This window comes from Desulfosporosinus metallidurans (genome assembly GCF_001936615.1).
GTDB lineage: Bacteria > Bacillota > Desulfitobacteriia > Desulfitobacteriales > Desulfitobacteriaceae > Desulfosporosinus > Desulfosporosinus metallidurans.
In genome coordinates this window covers 15,920-34,786 of the sequence record NZ_MLBF01000003.1, presented here as the reverse complement: position 1 = coordinate 34,786, position 18,867 = coordinate 15,920, and the positions used below count along the sequence as shown (strand labels likewise).

At 46.2% G+C, this 18,867-nt stretch carries 21 protein-coding genes; all 21 read left to right on the top strand.

What is annotated here, in order from left to right; all coding sequences use genetic code 11:
• Positions 1-42 precede the first annotated feature (42 nt).
• A complete protein-coding gene (rnc, locus tag DSOL_RS02865) occupies positions 43-792 on the top strand; it encodes a ribonuclease III (protein ID WP_075363593.1) in 750 nt (249 codons plus the stop codon).
• Positions 779-4,375, top strand: a complete 3,597-nt coding sequence (gene smc, locus DSOL_RS02860) for a chromosome segregation protein SMC (RefSeq protein ID WP_075363386.1) — start codon at positions 779-781, stop codon at positions 4,373-4,375. Before rnc ends, smc begins: the two co-directional genes overlap by 14 nt.
• A gap of 46 nt (positions 4,376-4,421) precedes the next feature.
• Positions 4,422-5,357 (top strand): signal recognition particle-docking protein FtsY, encoded by a 936-nt coding sequence (gene ftsY, locus DSOL_RS02855; protein WP_075363385.1) that lies wholly within the window; start codon positions 4,422-4,424, stop codon positions 5,355-5,357.
• Between the two features lie 11 nt (positions 5,358-5,368).
• The gene (gene mtnP, locus DSOL_RS02850; protein WP_075363592.1) at positions 5,369-6,139 is read left to right on the top strand and encodes an S-methyl-5'-thioadenosine phosphorylase; all 771 of its coding nucleotides are present in this window, start codon (positions 5,369-5,371) and stop codon (positions 6,137-6,139) included.
• A 15-nt stretch (positions 6,140-6,154) separates the two neighbouring features.
• On the top strand, positions 6,155-7,192 hold the full coding sequence (gene mtnA / locus DSOL_RS02845; protein ID WP_075363384.1) for an S-methyl-5-thioribose-1-phosphate isomerase: 1,038 nt from the start codon (positions 6,155-6,157) through the stop codon (positions 7,190-7,192).
• 105 nt (positions 7,193-7,297) lie between these two features.
• Positions 7,298-8,602: an amidohydrolase gene (locus DSOL_RS02840; protein ID WP_075363383.1), complete on the top strand. Its 1,305-nt coding sequence runs from the start codon at positions 7,298-7,300 to the stop codon at positions 8,600-8,602.
• A 73-nt stretch (positions 8,603-8,675) separates the two neighbouring features.
• Complete coding sequence (locus DSOL_RS02835) at positions 8,676-9,044, top strand: putative DNA-binding protein (protein ID WP_075363382.1); 369 nt, start codon at positions 8,676-8,678, stop codon at positions 9,042-9,044.
• Positions 9,045-9,093: 49 nt separating this feature from the next.
• Entirely contained in the window at positions 9,094-10,455 is a 1,362-nt protein-coding gene (gene ffh / locus DSOL_RS02830; RefSeq protein WP_075363381.1) for a signal recognition particle protein, read from the top strand.
• Positions 10,456-10,737: 282 nt separating this feature from the next.
• On the top strand, positions 10,738-11,004 hold the full coding sequence (gene rpsP, locus DSOL_RS02825) for a 30S ribosomal protein S16 (RefSeq protein WP_075363380.1): 267 nt from the start codon (positions 10,738-10,740) through the stop codon (positions 11,002-11,004).
• Between the two features lie 25 nt (positions 11,005-11,029).
• Complete coding sequence (locus DSOL_RS02820) at positions 11,030-11,260, top strand: KH domain-containing protein (protein ID WP_075363379.1); 231 nt, start codon at positions 11,030-11,032, stop codon at positions 11,258-11,260.
• A 63-nt stretch (positions 11,261-11,323) separates the two neighbouring features.
• Positions 11,324-11,824 (top strand): ribosome maturation factor RimM, encoded by a 501-nt coding sequence (gene rimM / locus DSOL_RS02815; protein WP_075363378.1) that lies wholly within the window; start codon positions 11,324-11,326, stop codon positions 11,822-11,824.
• 6 nt (positions 11,825-11,830) lie between these two features.
• Positions 11,831-12,643, top strand: a complete 813-nt coding sequence (gene trmD, locus DSOL_RS02810; protein WP_075363377.1) for a tRNA (guanosine(37)-N1)-methyltransferase TrmD — start codon at positions 11,831-11,833, stop codon at positions 12,641-12,643.
• A 65-nt stretch (positions 12,644-12,708) separates the two neighbouring features.
• Positions 12,709-13,266 carry an RNA methyltransferase gene (locus DSOL_RS02805; protein ID WP_075363376.1) on the top strand — a complete coding sequence of 186 codons (558 nt, stop codon included), beginning with the start codon at positions 12,709-12,711 and terminating at the stop codon, positions 13,264-13,266.
• A 152-nt stretch (positions 13,267-13,418) separates the two neighbouring features.
• Positions 13,419-13,766, top strand: a complete 348-nt coding sequence (gene rplS, locus DSOL_RS02800) for a 50S ribosomal protein L19 (protein WP_075363375.1) — start codon at positions 13,419-13,421, stop codon at positions 13,764-13,766.
• A gap of 197 nt (positions 13,767-13,963) precedes the next feature.
• Positions 13,964-14,476 carry a signal peptidase I gene (gene lepB / locus DSOL_RS02795; RefSeq protein WP_075363374.1) on the top strand — a complete coding sequence of 171 codons (513 nt, stop codon included), beginning with the start codon at positions 13,964-13,966 and terminating at the stop codon, positions 14,474-14,476.
• Positions 14,477-14,526: 50 nt separating this feature from the next.
• Positions 14,527-15,357: a ribosome biogenesis GTPase YlqF gene (gene ylqF, locus DSOL_RS02790; RefSeq protein ID WP_075363373.1), complete on the top strand. Its 831-nt coding sequence runs from the start codon at positions 14,527-14,529 to the stop codon at positions 15,355-15,357.
• Positions 15,358-15,479: 122 nt separating this feature from the next.
• Positions 15,480-16,262, top strand: coding sequence for a ribonuclease HII (locus DSOL_RS02785; RefSeq protein WP_170871424.1), 783 nt, complete (start codon positions 15,480-15,482; stop codon positions 16,260-16,262).
• Positions 16,263-16,378: 116 nt separating this feature from the next.
• Positions 16,379-16,738, top strand: coding sequence for an NADH-quinone oxidoreductase subunit A (locus tag DSOL_RS02780; protein WP_075363372.1), 360 nt, complete (start codon positions 16,379-16,381; stop codon positions 16,736-16,738).
• On the top strand, positions 16,729-17,250 hold the full coding sequence (locus DSOL_RS02775) for an NADH-quinone oxidoreductase subunit B (RefSeq protein ID WP_075363371.1): 522 nt from the start codon (positions 16,729-16,731) through the stop codon (positions 17,248-17,250). The genes DSOL_RS02780 and DSOL_RS02775 overlap by 10 nt, the downstream gene beginning before the upstream one ends.
• A complete protein-coding gene (locus DSOL_RS02770; protein ID WP_075363370.1) occupies positions 17,240-17,728 on the top strand; it encodes an NADH-quinone oxidoreductase subunit C in 489 nt (162 codons plus the stop codon). Before DSOL_RS02775 ends, DSOL_RS02770 begins: the two co-directional genes overlap by 11 nt.
• Before the next feature lie 11 nt (positions 17,729-17,739).
• Positions 17,740-18,843, top strand: a complete 1,104-nt coding sequence (locus DSOL_RS02765) for an NADH-quinone oxidoreductase subunit D (protein WP_075363369.1) — start codon at positions 17,740-17,742, stop codon at positions 18,841-18,843.
• The last annotated feature ends 24 nt before the right edge of the window (positions 18,844-18,867 follow it).

Below are 18,867 nucleotides of genomic sequence, written 5' to 3'. Positions count from 1 at the left end.
ATGGTCGAAAAAACCCGCAAAGTGCCTACGAATTCGGCGAAAATGGAAGGAAAGTCAGGGAGGAAAAACTATGCCCTGACTTCTCTTAAACAAGATCTAGGGCTTGATCTGGCAAAACGATTGGGACTAGACACTCCTCCCAATCGTCTGTTCATCACGGCCCTAACGCACCCATCCTACGTGTTTGAAAATCCTCAGTTCGGGAAGGAAAATAATCAACGTCTTGAGTTCTTGGGCGATGCAATTTTGGACTTTGTGATTGCAGAGTATCTGTATTTGAGTTATCCGGATCGGCCGGAAGGAGAACTTACAAAGATGCGAGCCGCTGTCGTCAACGAAACGACGTTAGCCCACAAGGCGCATGAAATTGGATTGGGGCAAGAGCTTTTGTTGGGTAAGGGGGAGCAGGTATCAGGTGGACGGGAACGGCCATCCATCTTGGCGGATGCCTGGGAAGCTCTTATTGGAGCGATTTACTTGCAATATGGATTCCCAGAGGCCCGAAGGATTATCTTGGATTTACTCAAACCGTCCATTAATGAAGTCGCCGAAGGAAATTACGGGGACTACAAAACCGTGTTACAGGAAAAAGCTCAACGGGAAGAAAAAGAGGTAAACTATCAGATCTTAGCTGAAGAAGGACCTGATCACAATAAATGTTTTACAGCGGGTGTCTTTTTGCAAGGAAATTTAATGGGTAAAGGGATAGGCCGCACCAAAAAGGAAGCTGAACAACATGCAGCTAAGCAGGTTCTAGAACATTGGGGGAGGGAGAACGATGGCGAAACCTGAGAATTTCCCGGTATTCTTAAAGGGAATTCATATTCAGGGCTTTAAATCGTTCGCCGATCGTGTCAAATTGGAACTAGGCCAGGGATTAAGCGTCATTGTGGGCCCAAATGGGAGTGGAAAAAGCAATGTCGCAGATGCGGTTCGCTGGGTTCTGGGGGAACAAAGTGCCAAGAGCCTGCGAGGAGCAAAAATGGAAGATGTTATTTTTGCTGGAAGCACACAACGTCGCCCTGTCGGGATGGCAGAAGTGTCCCTTGTTTTTGATAATACAACGGGAATCTTTCCGTTGGACTTTCGGGAAGTCACGATTACACGGCGGGCCTATCGTGACGGTGACGGACAATATTTAATTAATAAAGCACCCTGCCGGCTCAAAGATATTCAGGAACTATTTATGGACACGGGAGCTGGGAAAGAAGGGTTTTCGATCATTGGGCAGGGGCGGGTTGAGGAAATCTTAAATCTGAAATCGGAAGAACGCCGATCGCTGATCGAAGAGGCGGCTGGGATTACCAAGTTCCGATTCAGAAAACGCGAGGCCTTGAAGCGTCTGGATGCTACGATCATGAATCTTCAACGTCTTGAGGATATCGTACGGGAAATTGAGGGACAACTGACTCCTCTGGCTGCCCAAGCCCAAGTGGCCGAACAAAGCCTTGTGCTCACTGCGGAACAAAAACGCTTGGAAATCCAGTGGGTTGTGCTCGACATCTCTGAAGTAAAACAAAAATTATCAACGGCTGCCAAGGATTCGGAAACTTTGCAGACTAGTCTAATAGAGGCACAAGCTATCTTGGGGCTGAAAGAAAGTCAAATTCTTAAAGAAAAGCTAGAACTCCAAAAATTAGAGGAGCACATTCAACGGAAGCAGGGGGAGACCTTTCAGGCTGAGCAAACTCTCAATGCTTTAAAACACGACCGAAGCATTCGTACTGAGCGCTTCGGGTATTTTGATGAGCAAATGGCGCGATTAACTCAGGAAATCATTGAGGATGAAGACAAGCTGAAACGTTTGCAGGAACGGATTAAGACCTTAGGAACAAAGCAAACAGTTTTAAAACATACGGTTGAAGAATTACAGTACAAAGTCACTACCCAAGAACAAAAACTAGATGAAGTGCGGGAGAACCATCTCGCTGAAGATATTGATCGCATAAAGACGGACCTTTTTCAGGCTTTAGCAGAGCAATCTAGATGTTCCAATGAATTGACGGGAAAGCGTCAAATTCTTGCTTCTCTGGAACAACAAATTCTTCAGGTGGAGTATGAACAAGGGGAGAAAGAAAAAGAACAACGATCCTTGGCAACGACTTGTGAAAACCAAGAAGAAGAACTATCCCTGATGGATGAGAAAGCCCAAGTCACGGAAAAAGAAGGGTTAAGGCTCAAGACAGAGTGGGATAGGCTTAAAGGGCTTCAGCGAGAAAAGGGCCTGGAACTGCAAAAACATAAAACTCTTACGGATCAATCCAGAGCACGGTTACATGCTTTGCAGTCCTTAGAAGATTCTTTAGAGGGATATCAGCGTGGAGTTCGCGAAGTGATGCTCGCTAAGAAAAAAGGAAAAACAGATTGCTTGGGCCTCTGTGGAACGGTCGCTGACCTTATTACGGTGAATGAAAAGTATGAACTAGCCTTAGAGACTGCACTAGGAGCAGGGTTGCAAAATGTTGTGGCCGAGAATGAAAAAGCCGCTAAACGTGCAATTGCTTATTTAAAGGCCCATCAATTGGGACGAGTTACCTTTCTGCCCCTAGATATGATTCAGGGGTACAGGATGTCGGTGAGCCCGGCTATAGAGAGAGACAGCGGATACATCGGGATAGCAGTTGACCTTGTTAGCTATGACGCAGTATACCGACCAGCGATGGAATTTCTCCTTGGGCGCATTGTCGTTGTTGCGGATATGGATGCTGCGACTCGGATTGCACGAGCGTCTGGGTATAGACAGCGCATTGTGACGTTAGAGGGAGATCAAGTGAACCCGGGAGGGTCTCTAAGTGGAGGGAGTAGTCAGCGCAGAGGGGGAAATTTGCTCGGTCGTTCTCGTGAGATAGAGACCTTGCGTGCGGCATTGCTCCAACTAGAAAAAGATTTGGTGGAAAAAGACTCAGAATGTGTAGAGATAGAGATGCTCTGTCGTAAACTTCAGGTAAACATCGATGATTTGGGATTAAAGCAACGTGGAGATAAAGAACAACAGGTCGTCCTGAGGGCGATGTACGAGAGTGTTCTGAAGCAAATGCACCGAATCACGGAGGATTTAGGGGAGTTAAAGCGGCGGAATCAGGGGAATATTGCACGGAAGAACGAACTTTCCCTTGGCGTGGCAGACCTCGCTGAACGTTTAGCAACTTCAGAAAAGACAGCTGTTAATTTGCGGGAGGCTTATAATAAGAGAGAGCAAGACGCTAAAACTGCTGTTGGAGAAATTGAAGTGCTCAGTGAGCAATTGACACAGGAGAAAATTCGGTTAGCCAAGTGGGAGCAAGAATTAACTCAAAGTGCGGAACAACTAGCACAGGAACGCAAGACACTTGGAGAACATGAAGAGAATCTTCAGCAGAAAAAACAGAATCGTGCTAACTTTGCAAGAAACCGTCAGGTGGTTGCAGAAGAGCAAGAGGAGCTAAGCCGACAAATAGAGAAACAGTCACGAGCCCAAGAAGGTTTGCAATATTCTTTAATGCAACATAGACAGGACAGAGAGAGTTTATCAGCACGGGTTGTTGAACTGGAACAGGAGATTCAGACCATGCGCCAGGGAGTCCATGCGCTAGAACAACGCCTCCATGCCAATGAACTACAGGTTGTTCGCTGGGAAACGGAGAGCCAAGCTGGAGTAACCCGTTTAACTGAGGAGTTTTCTTTAACTTGGGAAGAAGCGACTCTTTATCAAACTGAGGAGGATAGGACCGCCCTGGGGCGAAAAGTTCAAGACTTAAAACGTCAGATTGAGGGGTTAGGCCCAATCAACCAAGCGGCTATTGAAGAGTATCCCAAAATGCTCAAGAGACAGGAATTCATGTTGGCCCAGCAGGATGATTTGGTTGAAGCTAATCGGACCTTGCGTCAATTGATTTCCGAATTGGATGAAACCATGAGTGAACGATTTGGAGAAAGCTTCAAGGCAGTGAATATGGCGTTTCAAGAGGTGTTCAAAGAACTTTTTCATGGCGGAAATGCAGAACTTCATTTAGTTGATCCAGATCATTTGTTGGAAACGGGTGTCGAGATTATTGCTCAGCCACCCGGTAAAAAACCGCAGCTTCTCTCTCTTTTATCTGGAGGAGAACGAGCTTTAACGGCGATTGCTATTTTATTTGCTCTCTTGCGCGTAAAGCCGAGTCCGTTTTGTATCTTAGATGAGATTGAAGCCTCGCTGGATGATTCTAATGTTCAGAGATTTGCCCAATATATTCACCGTTTAGCGGATTCTACCCAGTTTGTTGTAATCTCTCACCGTAAGGGCACCATGGAATCGGCCGATGTTTTGTATGGTATTACCATGGAGGAATGTGGGGTTTCAAAGTTGCTGTCTGTCCAACTTGAGGAACGACAGGATACAACTTATACAGCTTGATGATATAATAAAGGAAAATAGTGACCACATGGGAGGATGTTATAGCTTGGCAGGATTTTTCGCAAAGCTCAAAGAAGGTTTAACAAAAACACGACAAAACTTTGTAGAAAAGGTTGAGCAGGTTTTTACAGGCCGCAAGAAAATTGATGAAGATTTGTACGAAGAATTGGAAGAAGTGTTAATTCGTTCAGACGTCGGTGTTACCACATCCTTTGAATTAGTGGAACGATTGCGTAAAGAAGTTAAACAACGCAAACTCTCGGAGCCTAGTGAGCTAACTCAGGTCCTACAAGAACTGATCGCGGAGTTATTGGGTGAAGAAGTACAGCTGAACATCGCGGAGCAAGGTCCAAGCATTATTCTCATTGTTGGGGTCAACGGGGTTGGTAAAACAACAACGATCGGCAAGCTCGCGAACCGGTTCAAAAATGAGGGCAAACGGGTTATCTTGGCTGCAGGGGATACCTTTCGGGCAGCAGCTATTGATCAACTGGAGGTTTGGGGAGAGCGTTGTGGAGTAGAGGTGATCAAACAAAAGGAAGGTGCAGACCCTGCAGCGGTTGCCTATGACGCAGTACAAGCAGCAAAGTCACGCAATATTGACGTTGTTATCGTAGATACCGCCGGTCGTCTCCACAATAAAGTGAATCTGATGGAAGAATTGCGCAAAGTGAAGCGGGTGATTGAACGGGAAATTCCGGGGGCCCCTCAGGAAGTGCTCCTCGTGTTAGATGCTACGACGGGGCAAAACGCACTGCAGCAAGCCAAGCTTTTTCAGGAAGTGGCAGGAGTCACTGGAATTGTCTTAACCAAACTGGATGGGACGGCCAAAGGGGGCGTCGTGTTAGGAATTCAAGGGGAGACTCGGATTCCAGTCAAATGGATCGGAATTGGAGAAGGGATGGATGATTTGCGACCGTTTGTTCCCAAGGATTTTGCAGCAGCACTCTTTGGCCGGGCAGACGAGGAGGGAGAACGTTGATCCACTACGCTCTGATCGGGGGAACTGGAGTTGAACACTTTGAGCTATCCGAACAGCGTGTCATCAAGGTAAAAACCCCTTACGGAACGGTTGAACCCATGATCGGAAAACTCGATAAGCGCGAACTGGTGTTCATGAGCCGACATGGACGTGATCACGCTACCCCGCCCCACCTCGTAAATTACAGGGCTAACATTTGGGCCTTGCGCGAACTTGGAGTACGAAAAGTACTGGCGACTGCAGCTGTCGGTTCTTTGTCCCCAGAGATTCATTTAGGCGAGTTAGTGCTACCAGATCAGTTTCTTGATTTTACGAAGAGCCGTCCTCAGACTTTCTATGAAGGAGGGCAACAAGGTGTCCTTCATGTAGATATGACAGAGCCCTATTGCTCCACTGCCCGCCAGTTGATCATAGAAGCGTCAGACCACCTTGGATTTGCAGTTAAGAATGGAGCATGCTATGTTTGTACAGAGGGCCCGCGTTTTGAAACTCCTGCAGAGATTCGAATGTTTCAACGTTTAGGGGCTGAACTTGTCGGAATGACGAGTGTTCCAGAAGTTGTTCTGGCTCGCGAACTGGGAATGTGTTACGCCACGATCGGGATGGTTACGAATGAAGCGGCTGGAATTTCAGCTCATCCGTTAACCCATGCCGAAGTGATGGAGAGTGTGGAGAAGCTGGGGGTTAACGTAGCTAAATTGATTGAAGAGACAGTTGAGTTATGGACCCTTGGGCAGGATTGTGCATGTGCATCGGCGAATATAGAAGTTGGTAAGTTTTAGAAAGGTGGTGGGACGTTGAAAGCGATTGAATGGCTAGGAAATGCTTTGCGAATATTAGATCAGACTAAACTTCCACATGAAATTGTTTATCGGGATGCCTTGTCCTATAAGGAGGTGGCAGAGGCTATTGAACAAATGGAAGTACGTGGTGCACCTGCCATTGGGGCAGCCGTTGCATATGGGTTTGCTTTAGGTGCCTTAGAGTACCAAGGAAATCGAGAAGGGTTACCTAGTTTCATGGAAGAGGTACAAGATAGACTTTCGGAGACTCGACCGACAGCGGTCAACTTGTTTTGGGCACTACGGCGTATGGAGGACCGTCTGCGTGAGTGCTGGGATGTGGATGATTTAGATGAGGTGCGGCGCCTTTTAATTGAGGAAGCGGATCGTATTGCCGATGATGATCGCCGCATGAATCGCCTAATTGGAGAGTATGGGAATGAGATTATCCCGGAGAAGAGTAATGTTCTGACCCATTGTAATGCAGGAGCGTTAGCCACTGTGGAGTATGGGACAGCGCTAAGTGTTATTCGTAAGGCTCATGAGACGGGTAAGACTATTCACGTTTATGCGGACGAAACGCGACCGTTATTACAAGGGGCACGTTTAACTGTTTTTGAACTTTTGCGAGACAAGGTTCCTGTGACGCTGATTGCGGACAATATGGCCGGATATCTAATGCAACAAGGTAAGGTTGACCTCGTGATTGTTGGAGCAGATCGCATCGCGGCTAATGGTGATACAGCGAACAAAATTGGGACTTACTCTTTAGCGGTCTTGGCGCAAGCTCATGGCGTACCGTTTTATGTAGCAGCTCCAACCTCGACTATCGATATCAAAGTGGCCAATGGCCAAGAAATCCCAATTGAAGAGCGACCAGCGAAAGAAATTCGAGAGTGCTTTGGGGTAGCCATAGCCCCAGAAGAGGTCAATGTCTATAACCCAGCCTTCGATGTAACCCCGGCGAAATACATCACGGGGATTATTACAGAAAAGGGAATTATTGCTGCGCCCTATTCAGTCAACCTTCTTAAACTGATGGTGAGATCTTAACTTGTACCAGTCAGGAAGGCGTTAGCATTCGACTTGACGCTGGCGCCTAAAGGCTTGGCGCTAGCCAAGTTTTCTTTAAACGACGGGTGTAAGGAGATGGAACGAATGTCCAAAGTTTTAATTCAAGCTATGGTTTTGCCCATGACAGGGCCGGATAGGTTTTATCCCCAAGGAGAAATTTGTATTGAGGATGATCGAATTATTTCGGTAGGAGAACTGGGTTCTGCTCCAGCAGGGTTCGTGCCCGATCGTGTTCTTGATTTGCCAAATGATGTAGTTATGCCGGGCTTAATTAACACTCATACTCACGCCGCTATGACATTGCTTAGGGGCTATGCAGACGACCTACCCCTCATGCCTTGGCTCAATGAGAAGGTATGGCCCTTTGAAGATAAATTAACGGATGAGGATATTTATTGGGGGACAGCGCTGGCGCTTTGCGAAATGATTCGCTCTGGAACGACTACAATGCTGGATATGTATGCTTCGATGGATCAAGTGGCAGAAGTAGTACTCAAGGCAGGTACCCGAGCTGTCCTTGCTCGGGGGCTTATCGGGAATGGTCCGAATGGCAATAGGGCTTTACAAGAGAGCATTGACTTAGTTCAGCGTTATCACGGAGCAGGCGCTGGGAGAGTGAACGTGATGTTTGGTCCTCACGCCCCTTATACTTGTTCAGCAGAGTATCTCCGCAAAGTGAAAGTAGAAGCAGATCGCTTGGGTGTGGGAATTCACATTCATGTGGCTGAGACTCAAGATGAGATTAAGATCTTACAAGATCAGTACGGAAAAACCCCTGTGCAGTGGCTCGATGAGCTTGGGCTTTTCGGAGGGCATGTTGTGGCAGCGCACTGTGTCCATCTAACCCCAGAAGATATGGAGATTTTGGCTCGCAAGCACGTCTGTGTCGCCCACAATGCGGAGAGCAATATGAAGTTGAACAGTGGAACTGCCCCTATTATTGAGTTGCGGGCCCAAGGAGTTGTCGTTAGCCTCGGAACCGACGGTGCTTCGAGCAATAACAACCTTGATCTCTTTGGGGAGATGCGTTCTGCAGCTTTTCAACAAAAACTGTGCAAGGGTTCAACCGTGCTGCCTGCTTATGAAGTATTGGAAATGGCAACCGTTGCAGGGGCTCAAACCCTCGGACTAGAGGATGTCGGAATGCTGGCCCCGGGTTTCAAAGCAGATCTGATTACGATCGACATGGATCAACCTCATTTCTATCCTCGGTTTTCTATCCCAGCGCATCTGGTTTATGTTGCTCATGCTGGGGACGTACGCACGGTGATGGTTGATGGTAAACTTCTCATGGAAGAACGAAAACTTTTGACAATGGATGTTAGTAAAGTTTGCCAAGAAGCGGAAACCCGGGCAAAGCGAATTTCGGCTGAGTTAATGGACAAGTAATAGTCCTTGACAAACCACAAACTTTAGTCTAGAATCCGATAGTAAAGTAAAAATACTTTACAGGAGGGTTGGAATGGACAAACTCACCGAAATGGCTCTCTTAGCAGATTTTTATGGCCCTCTACTTACGGAAAAGCAACAAAACGTCTGGGATCTCCATTATCAACAAGACCTTTCTTTAGTTGAAATTGCCGAGGCGGAACATATTAGCCGTCAGGCTATTCATGATTTACTCAAACGAACAGAACGAATTCTCACAGAATACGAGGAAAAATTAGGACTCGTTCAGCGGTTTTGGACAGAACGCCAGAAATTAATGGAAGTGCAAACCTTGTTGCAAGGGTTAAGCGGGCGGGACTTTTCTAGTAATTCAGCATGGGAACGGCATCAGAAGATACGCGCCATGATCGAAGATGTTTTTATTAACATCTCAGCGGTTTAAAGAATAAGCTAAAGCTTCGGTTGAAATTAAATCGAAAGCGGGGACAGGTATGTTTCAGGGTCTCAGCGATAAACTCCAAGAAACCTTTAAACGGCTTAAAGGAAAGGGCAAGTTAAAAGAAGCGGATGTCAACGAGGCAATGCGCGAAGTGCGCGTAGCCTTATTAGAGGCAGATGTTAACTTTAAAGTTGTCAAAGATTTTGTGGCTAAGGTGAAAGAACGCTCGATTGGGCTGGATGTCTTAGAATCTCTTTCTCCTGCACAACAGGTCATTAAAATTGTACATGAAGAAATGATTACACTGATGGGTGGGGCGACTGGTAAAATTCTTATCGCTTCAAAACCTCCTACTGTGATTATGTTGATAGGGTTGCAAGGGGCTGGTAAAACAACCCATGCCGCGAAATTGGCCAATATGCTAAATAAGCAAGGGAAGCATCCGCTCTTGGTGGCGTGCGATATATATCGTCCTGCAGCAATTAAGCAATTGCAGGTTTTAGGCGAACAGTTAAAACTACCGGTATTCTCTATGGGGCAGGAATCCCCAGTGGAAATTGCCAAAGCTAGCCTTAAGCATGCCAATTCTAATGGACAAGATGTGGTCATTATCGATACGGCTGGCCGCTTGCACATCAACGAAGAGCTGATGGGAGAACTTCGGGATATTAAAACCGCAGTGAAACCCCATGAAATATTATTAGTCGTCGACGCAATGACCGGTCAGGACGCAGTTAATGTTGCGGAATCGTTTCACAAAGAACTGGGTCTTGATGGAGTTATCCTCACGAAGTTGGATGGGGATACTCGCGGAGGAGCTGCCCTTTCCATTAAAGCAGTGACGGGATGTACCATTAAGTTTGCCGGAATGGGCGAAAAAATGGATGCCATAGAACCCTTTCATCCAGATCGTATGGCTTCACGAATTTTGGGAATGGGCGATGTCTTGACCCTGATCGAGAAAGCCCAAGAGTCTTTCGACGAGAAAAAAGCGAAAGAAATGGAACAGAAGCTGCGTAAACAAGAATTCACCCTCGATGATTTCCTGGATCAGATGCAGCAGATGAAGAAAATGGGTCCGCTTTCCTCGATCTTAGAAATGATTCCGGGAGTGGGCAAACAATTAAAAGATGTTCAAATTGACGAAAAAGATACGGCTCATATTGAAGCCATCATTCGTTCGATGACGACCGAAGAACGCCGCAAACCAGCGCTCATTAAAGATTCTCGTAAAAAAAGAATTGCCAAAGGAAGTGGCACGTCTGTTCAAGAAGTCGGGAGTCTTCTGAAACGGTTTGAACAAATGCAAAAAATGATGAAGCAATTTGCTAGCCCAGGTGGCATGGGGATGCTCGGGGGAGGCAAAAAGGGTAAAAAAGGGAAGAAACAGGGAATGAAGTTCCCGACGTTTTAGGTGGACTTGTGTGACACAACACGGGGCGCGCGGCACGAATCTTAGATTAGATTTCGAGCCTCGTGCATCGCGCCTCGAACATCGAATATAGATGGACACACGCTATACTATAGCGTTGTTTATATAATTAACTTACTTTGAACGGAGTTTTAAACTCCATCTTGAAGTTTAGTTGAACTAATCTAGGGGCTAAATGTGCGATGTGCGATATTGAATGTAAGACATTCGAACCTCGGACTTCGAACTTCGAACCTCGGATAATTTGATAAGGAGGTGAAAAACATGGCTGCCAAAATTCGTTTATGCCGCATTGGTGCGAAAAAGAATCCTTTCTATCGTATGGTTATTGCGGATGCTAAAGCTCCCCGTGATGGACGTTTCATTGAACAAATCGGATATTATGATCCAACAAAGAGCCCTGTCGTTTTGAACATCGATGAGGAAAAGGCTTTGAAATGGTTATCAACAGGTGCACAGCCTTCGAATACCGCTAAGTCGTTGCTCAGTCAAGCTGGTATCTTAACAAAATTCCACGAGTCCAAGAACTAAGTGTAGTGTTTGGGGGGTGGTTCCTGTGAAGGAACTTGTAGAAATCCTCGCGAAAGCGTTGGTCGATCAAACCGAGCAAGTTATGGTTGCCCAGTCTGAGACAGACAAGAGCGTACATTTGCAACTGACTGTCGCACCTGAAGATATGGGGAAGGTTATTGGAAAACAGGGGAAGATCGCGAACGCTATTCGTACGCTGGTTAAAGCGGCAGCCGTCAAAGATGGCCGTCGAGTTCATATGGACATTGATCAATGACATTGAGAAGGGCTTTGTGCCCTTCTCAATGTTTTAAAATTATCTATCGAAAGGTGTAAGAGTATGGATGAAGTGCTGATCGGAGAAGTGTTGCGTCCGCATGGGAATAGCGGTGAGCTGAAAATTTACCCGTTAACGACAGACCCAGAACGGTTTCTTAAACTGCAGGAAGTCATTTTGCGGAGCGGCAAGATCGATCAACACTTTGAGATTATTTCTGCCCGTGTTCAGATGGATTTGGTATTGTTGACCCTTAAGGGTATTGAAAGCATCACCCAAGCAGATAAGTACCGCGGGTGGGAGGTTCGGATTGACCGCTCAGAGGTTCCTCCTCTCCAAGAAGGGTGGTATTATTTCGAACTGGAAGGGATGCAGGTTTACGAGGGGGATATTTTGTTAGGCACGTTGTCTCAAGTCCTAGAAACTGGAGCCAACGATGTCTATGTAGTTAAGGGCACTAAAGGCGAACTCTGTGTCCCGGCACTTAAAAGTGTTGTCCAAAAGGTCGATGTCTCAGGGCGACGTATGGATGTCATACTCCCCCCAGGGCTGTTGGAGGGTTAAGAGCTGATGATGCAAATTACAGTCTTAACGTTATTTCCAGAAATGTTTTCTCCAGTTCAAGAAAGTATTCTTAAACGCGCCCAAGAAGCGGGATTGTTGAAGATTCGTCTTGTAAATTTCAGGGACTACGCGACCAGCAAACATAAAAATGTGGATGATGTTCCTTATGGCGGGGGGGCAGGCATGCTCTTAAAGCCTGATCCAATTTTTGCAGCGATTCGGGATTTACCCCAGCTATGTGGTAAGCGAAAGGTTATTCTCATGTCACCACAAGGACAGGTCTTTCGCCAAGAGAAGGCTAAACAATGGTCAGAGCAAGAGGAATTGGTTTTTATCTGTGGACATTACGAAGGTTTTGATGAACGAATCCGGGAATTGGCTGATGAAGAAGCCTCCCTTGGGGACTATGTGTTAACTGGCGGAGAGTTGGCTGCGATGGTCATGATCGATGCCGTGGTGCGGCTTATTCCCGGAGTGCTTGGAGAAGATGCTTCCGCTGAGGAAGACTCACACAGCATAGGACTCTTGGAATATCCTCAGTATACGCGCCCAGCTGACTTCGAAGGGCAACAGGTACCAACAGTTTTGTTATCAGGGCATCATGCTTTGATTAAGCAGTGGCGAAGAAAAGAGTCTCTCAGGCGCACTTTTTTGCGGCGACCAGACTTAATCGAAGCGTTTAGTTTTGAGGCGGAGGATTATCCGCTTTTGGAAGAGCTCATCCTTGAACACCCGGAGATAGCTCCATGGCGAGTAAAATGGGAGCACCTTTGTCCACAGCCCAAACGACGGAGGCGGCACCAAATTAAACCGGGTTAAATAAATGGAACTCAAGATAAAATCAGAGAGACTCTGATTTTAGAAGAATATTGGGAGGAATCTCCGTGGCAGACATATACCTAGCTTTAGTCCATGCTCCAGTGTACAATAAAAATATGGAGACGGTCGCAACTTCGATAACAAATTTGGATCTTCATGATATCGCTCGGTGTTCAACAACGTTTGGTGTAAAACGCTATTTTGTGGTTCATCCTGCTGAGGCACAGCGCCAGTTGGCCAAACGTATTATGGGCTTTTGGCAAGAGGGCTATGGTGCGGAGTACAATCCAGATCGCCAAGAAGCGTTCGCGAGGGTGAGAATCGCGGAGAATTTGGCTGAAGTTTATGCAGAAATTGAAGCAGAACACGGAATTAATCCTATTAAAGTGGCGACGGATGCGCGCAAATACTCCAATACCGTCACTTATGCACAGCTCCGGGAGGAGATTGAAACTAAGGAAACGCCAATTCTGTTATTGTTTGGTACAGGTTGGGGACTACTCAAAGAAGATGTTGAAGCGATGGATCGAATTTTGGAGCCAATCTACGGACCAACAGATTATAATCATTTATCGGTACGCTCTGCGGTAGCCATTATTTTGGATCGCCTTCGGGGACATTAAAACTTAGAGGTTCGGGATTTAGAGGACCGATTTTAAATTGTAAGTTGCATAGCTAAAAGGGTTGTGATAAGATAAATAGGCTTGATAAGGGATGGTCCGCTCGCTGAAAATCAGTGTATGAACATCTAAGCAAGGAAGGGGGGAATTTTATAATGGATTATATTCGAATGATTGAAGAAGAGCAGATGAAAAAGGATCTTCCTCACTTCCGTCCTGGTGATACTGTGCGTGTTCACGTACGCATCGTTGAGGGAACCCGTGAACGTATTCAGGTTTTTGAAGGGCTTGTCATCGCAATGAAAGGTGGCAGCATCAGAGAGACCTTTACGGTTCGTCGTGTCTTTGCTGGCGTTGGGGTAGAACGTACTTTCCCTTTGCATTCACCTCGCTTGGATAAGATTGAGGTGGCGCGTCGGGGTGTCGTTCGCCGGGCTAAGCTTTACTATCTACGCGGACTTTCGGGCAAAGCGGCAAGAATTCGCGATCGTCGCACTGTCTAAGATTAAAAAAAGGGCTGGAGTAATCTGGCTCTTTTTTTTTACCAGTCAGACCTTCATGTCGTGCGTAACGCCACAAACGAATTGAATATTTTGAATCTTCAGGTCAAAGAGCTATTCTAACCAATTAACCTTCTTTTGTGTATGCTCCCATGAATCTTGTTCATACTAAAAGAGTAGTGCAAGAGGGGAGCGAATCGATGGAACTTAAGAGATCGAAAACAAAATGGGTTTTGGGTATAATTGGAGCAATGTTAGTGATCGGTGGATTATTACGTTGGGGTGTATTTCAACCCTATCTGATTCCATCTCCTTCCATGGAACCGGGTATGGTTCCAGGAGATCGCATTCTCGTCAATCGCCTTGCGTATCGACTTTGGGCTCCAACCCGAGGGGATGTTGTCGTATTCGCTTTTCCCAAGGATACAAAGCGGACGTTCGTAAAACGAGTTATTGCCGCCGAGGGTGAGAAGGTTGAGCTTCGCGACAATCAAGTTTTTGTAAATGGAAGTGTTATTCAGGAACCCTATGTAAAACAAGGGGATTACCCTCCTTACGGCCCAGAAGTCGTTCCAGTGGGGAAGGTATTCGTCTTGGGGGATAATCGGCGTGAGAGTGAGGATTCGCGTGAATGGGGTCTTCTCCCCAAAAGTTACCTTTTGGGAAAGGCTTGGTTGGTATACTACCCCTTTCAACGATTTAGGTTCTTTTAAATTTAGAAGTACTTTGTGAATTCTTTTTAGAAGGGTAAAGTGGAATTTTCATGACAATTCAATGGTTTCCGGGGCATATGGCTAAAGCAAGACGTCTCTTAACGGAACAAATTAAATGGGTGGATGTTGTTTTAGAACTTGCCGATGCTCGAATTCCGGTTAGTAGCCGCAATCCAATGCTTCTTAACCTCCTTGGCAATAAACCGAGATTAGTGCTGCTTAATAAAGCGGATTTGGCGGATCCCCTTTGGACGTCTAAATGGCTCTCTTTCCTAAGAACGTCAACTCCAGTCTATGCAGTTAGCGCAACTACTGGGGTTGGGATTAAACAGATTATACCTGAACTAGAACGCATGGTTCTAGCCAAACAAGCAAGGCAGGCTGAAAAAGGGATTCGTCAGCAGATGATAAAGGTCATGATTGTTGGTATTCCAAACATTGGAAAATCGTCCTTGATTAATCAATTGACGGGTGGAGCACAAGCTAAAGTGGGTAATAAACCGGGCGTGACCCGAGGAAATCAATGGGTCCGGATTCATGATCGAGTGGAACTTTTAGATACTCCAGGAATGTTGTGGCCTAAATTTGAAGAGATTGATGTCGGACGAAAGTTGGCAGCACTTGGGGCGATAAAAGATGATGTGTTTGATATTGAAGAGTTATCGACTTGGATCATGGACTGGCTCAAGTTGCATTCCCCCAAGGCCTTAGAACGCTATCAGGGTTCGGATTCAGAGGTCACGTTGGATAGTTTGGGACGAAAACGGGGATGCTTGATTCACGGTGGGCGTGTAGATACGTTAAAAGCTGCTCAAATTTTCTTGCGTGAACTTCGTATGGGCCAACTAGGTCCAATAACGATGGATTATGTTCCTGAGTAAATTTCTATGGGCATAGATAATTTTAATGCTTAGTTAATTCTGTATAGTTAAACTTATACGCTAGAAAAAGGAAATTCGTATCCTATGTCGAAACAGAACTAGGGAGAGAAGAGGAGAAAAGTGTGCAGCCGTTATCCCAGATGAATGTGAGGGAAGTAGAAGAAGCACTGTATAACGACCCTTCCCCTCAAATGCTTTGTGCGTGCCAAAATGACCCACGTCAAGGAGTTCGGCGCCTCGCTGTGCGTCTTGTCAAAGATCAACAGGCACAAGTGCGAGAACAGGCCCGTATTCAGCTACTGCTGGTGGAAGAGAAGAAACTCTGGAACCAGGGATTCCTGTTGCTGGCAGGGATTGACGAAGCAGGGCGTGGCCCTTTGGCTGGGCCGGTTGTCGCTGCTGCCTGCATTCTACCGTCATTGTTTGATTTACCCGGTCTTAATGATTCCAAAATGTTGACGGAGAGCAAACGAGAAAAACTTTACACTCAGATTCAAGCCCAAGCAATTGACTATGCGCTTGGAAGTGCTGAACCGGCCGAGATCGACGCCTTGAACATTTTACAAGCGACGAAGTTGGCCATGAAGCGCGCCATCGAAGGATTGACAGTTCGTCCACATTATTTAATGATTGACGCAGTGCAACTCCCAGCTGTAAATTTGCCACAGCTCCCTTTAGTGGGGGGGGATCGTTTGAGTGCCACCATCGCAGCGGCTTCGATCTTGGCTAAAGTGACTCGTGACCGTTTGATGGTTGACTTAGATGCCCTTTATCCGGAATATACATTTTCCAAAAACAAAGGATATGGTACGAGTGAACATATGAAGGTTTTGCGGCGTTTAGGACCATGCCCTCTTCATCGCAGGAGTTTTGCTCCGGTGAAACAAGGGTCTTCCGTTATTTAGATGCTGGTAGATAACGCCGCATTAGGCCAAATTCATGGACCAGCCCTCAGGGGTTTGGACCTTAAATTTGGTTTTATAGATAAGCCTAGGAATTTTAAGGAAAGGAGGTTAGGAGGATGCCTGATAATAATTTTGCAGGAGTAGGAGTGTTTCTCGTTGGGGCAATAGCTGTCTCGATCATTATGATGATCATGCCAAAGTTATTGGCACCCAAAAAACCGAACAAAGAAAAGCTAACGACTTATGAATGTGGTAATGAGACCATTGGTCGGACCTGGCTTGGATTCAAAAGTAATTATTTCATGTATGCCTTAGTATTTGCCGCCTTCGATGTTGAAACAGTTTTCTTATATCCGTGGGCGCTCACATTCCAAAAGCTTGGAACATTTGCCTTTGTGGAAATGTTCGTCTTTATTCTCATTCTCTTGGTCGGCTTCTGGTATGCTTGGAAGGAAGGTGCTTTAGAGTGGATGTAGCCTTAGAAAAACAGCTTCGCGAGGACGAAGCGTTAATGGAAAAAAACGTTCTGGTTACCAACATTGATAAACTTCTAAACTGGGCTCGCGGGCATTCTTTCTGGCCAGTCACGTTTGGTTTAGCTTGCTGCGCGATTGAAATGATGGCTACGGGCGGACCTCGTTATGACATTTCAAGGTTTGGCTGGGAGGTTTTTCGTGCTTCCCCTCGTCAAGCGGATGTTATGATTGTGGCTGGAACTTGTACTCGTAAAATGGCACCACTGTTGCGCCGTATTTATGACCAAATGCCTGAACCAAAATGGGTTATTGCGATGGGAAGTTGTGCAAACGCAGGGGGACCTTTTGTGGATTCCTATGCGATGATGGCTGGTGTCGATAAGATTGTTCCAGTGGATGTTTATATCCCTGGCTGTCCTCCACGGCCGGAATCATTGCTCTACGGGCTTTTACAACTTCAGTATAAGGTTTCCAATCCCGCTAAGGTGAGGTTAATGAGAAATGGAAAATAAAGTATTAAGACAACGGATTGAAGAGCTTGCAATCCGGGTCAATGGCGAGGTAGAAGAGAGTGTAGGGGCACTTATTTTAAAAGTTAAAGCACCTTATATTATGGAAACTCTAACTGGGGCTAAAAACTTCCCCGATGTTCCATGTGACTTTCTGCACGATTTGTGTGGATTAGACCTTGTCGATCATCTGGAAGTGGTCTATCAATTGTCAAGCCTCCGCGGGCCACAGCGTTTACGCGTGAAGGCGATCGTTGAACGCGAAAATCCGGTGATCGATTCAGCGACTAGGATCTGGCAAGGTGCAAACTACCTTGAGCGTGAAGCTTATGATATGTTCGGAATTATATTTAAAGGGCATCCCAATCTAAAGCGAATTTATCTATGGGATGATTTTGAAGGTTATCCGTTGCGCAAGGATTATGTAACCGAGCCGATTGAGCTTCGAAACGTCGTGCGCCAACGCACAGAAGGGGAATAGGGGGGAAAACCATGGCTGTTAAAAATACACAAGAACTCGTCTTGAACATGGGCCCCCAGCACCCGAGTATGCACGGCGTGTTTCGTATGGTGGTCCATCTAGAGGGTGAAACCGTTACAAAAATTGAACCGAAATTAGGGTATCTCCATCGAGGAATGGAAAAACTAGCGGAAAGCCGAACCTATTCACAGTTTATCCCATATACGGATCGTTTGGATTACCTGGCATCTCCGCATAACAATTGGGCCTATGTTCAAACTGTAGAGAAACTTATGAGTGTTGAAATTCCTGAGCGGGCAGAATATCTTCGGGTCATTTTCGGAGAACTTGCTCGGATTGCCAGCCACCAGGTTATGATTGCGAGTACAGCGCTCGATATTGCTGGGTGGACGGCATGGTCTTATGCTTTCCGTGATCGCGAACGTATCTTAGATATGTTTGAGATGACTGCTGGAAGTCGCTTGACCGTTAATATCATGCGCATAGGGGGATTGAGCGCAGAGCCACCAGCAGAATTTTGGCCGGCTCTAAAAGCGTTCCTTGATGATACACCCGAGATGCTCGAAGAATACTACGGTGTCTTTTTAGGGAATGAGATTACTCAAGGTCGATTGAAGAACATCGGTATTTTATCTAAGGAGCTCGCGGAAAACCTCTCTATTACAGGTCCAGTCTTACGAGCGTCAGGAGTGAATTATGACGTACGTAAAGCGGAACCCTATAGCATCTACGACCGATTTGACTTCAAGGTACCGGTTCGTACGGGGTGCGACAGTTATGACCGTACTTTAATCCGGATGGACGAGATCGTTGAAAGTATTAAGATCATCAAGCAAGCGGTACGTGATATTCCAGAAGGACCGATTATGGCCAAGGTACCTAAAGTTATCAAACCTCCGGTTGGTGAAGTGTATCACCGCGTAGAAAACCCCAAAGGGGAGCTGGGATTCTATATCGTTAGTGATGGAACGACGAAACCGTCTCGGGTTCGTATCCGCCCAGGCACATTCATTAACATACAGATGCTCCCAATTGTGGCTGTGGGATGGAAAATCCAAGACGTTATCGCGATTTTTGCAACGTTGGACGCTGTATTGGGTGAAGTCGATAAGTAGTAAATTCCAATGAGGGGAGAATAA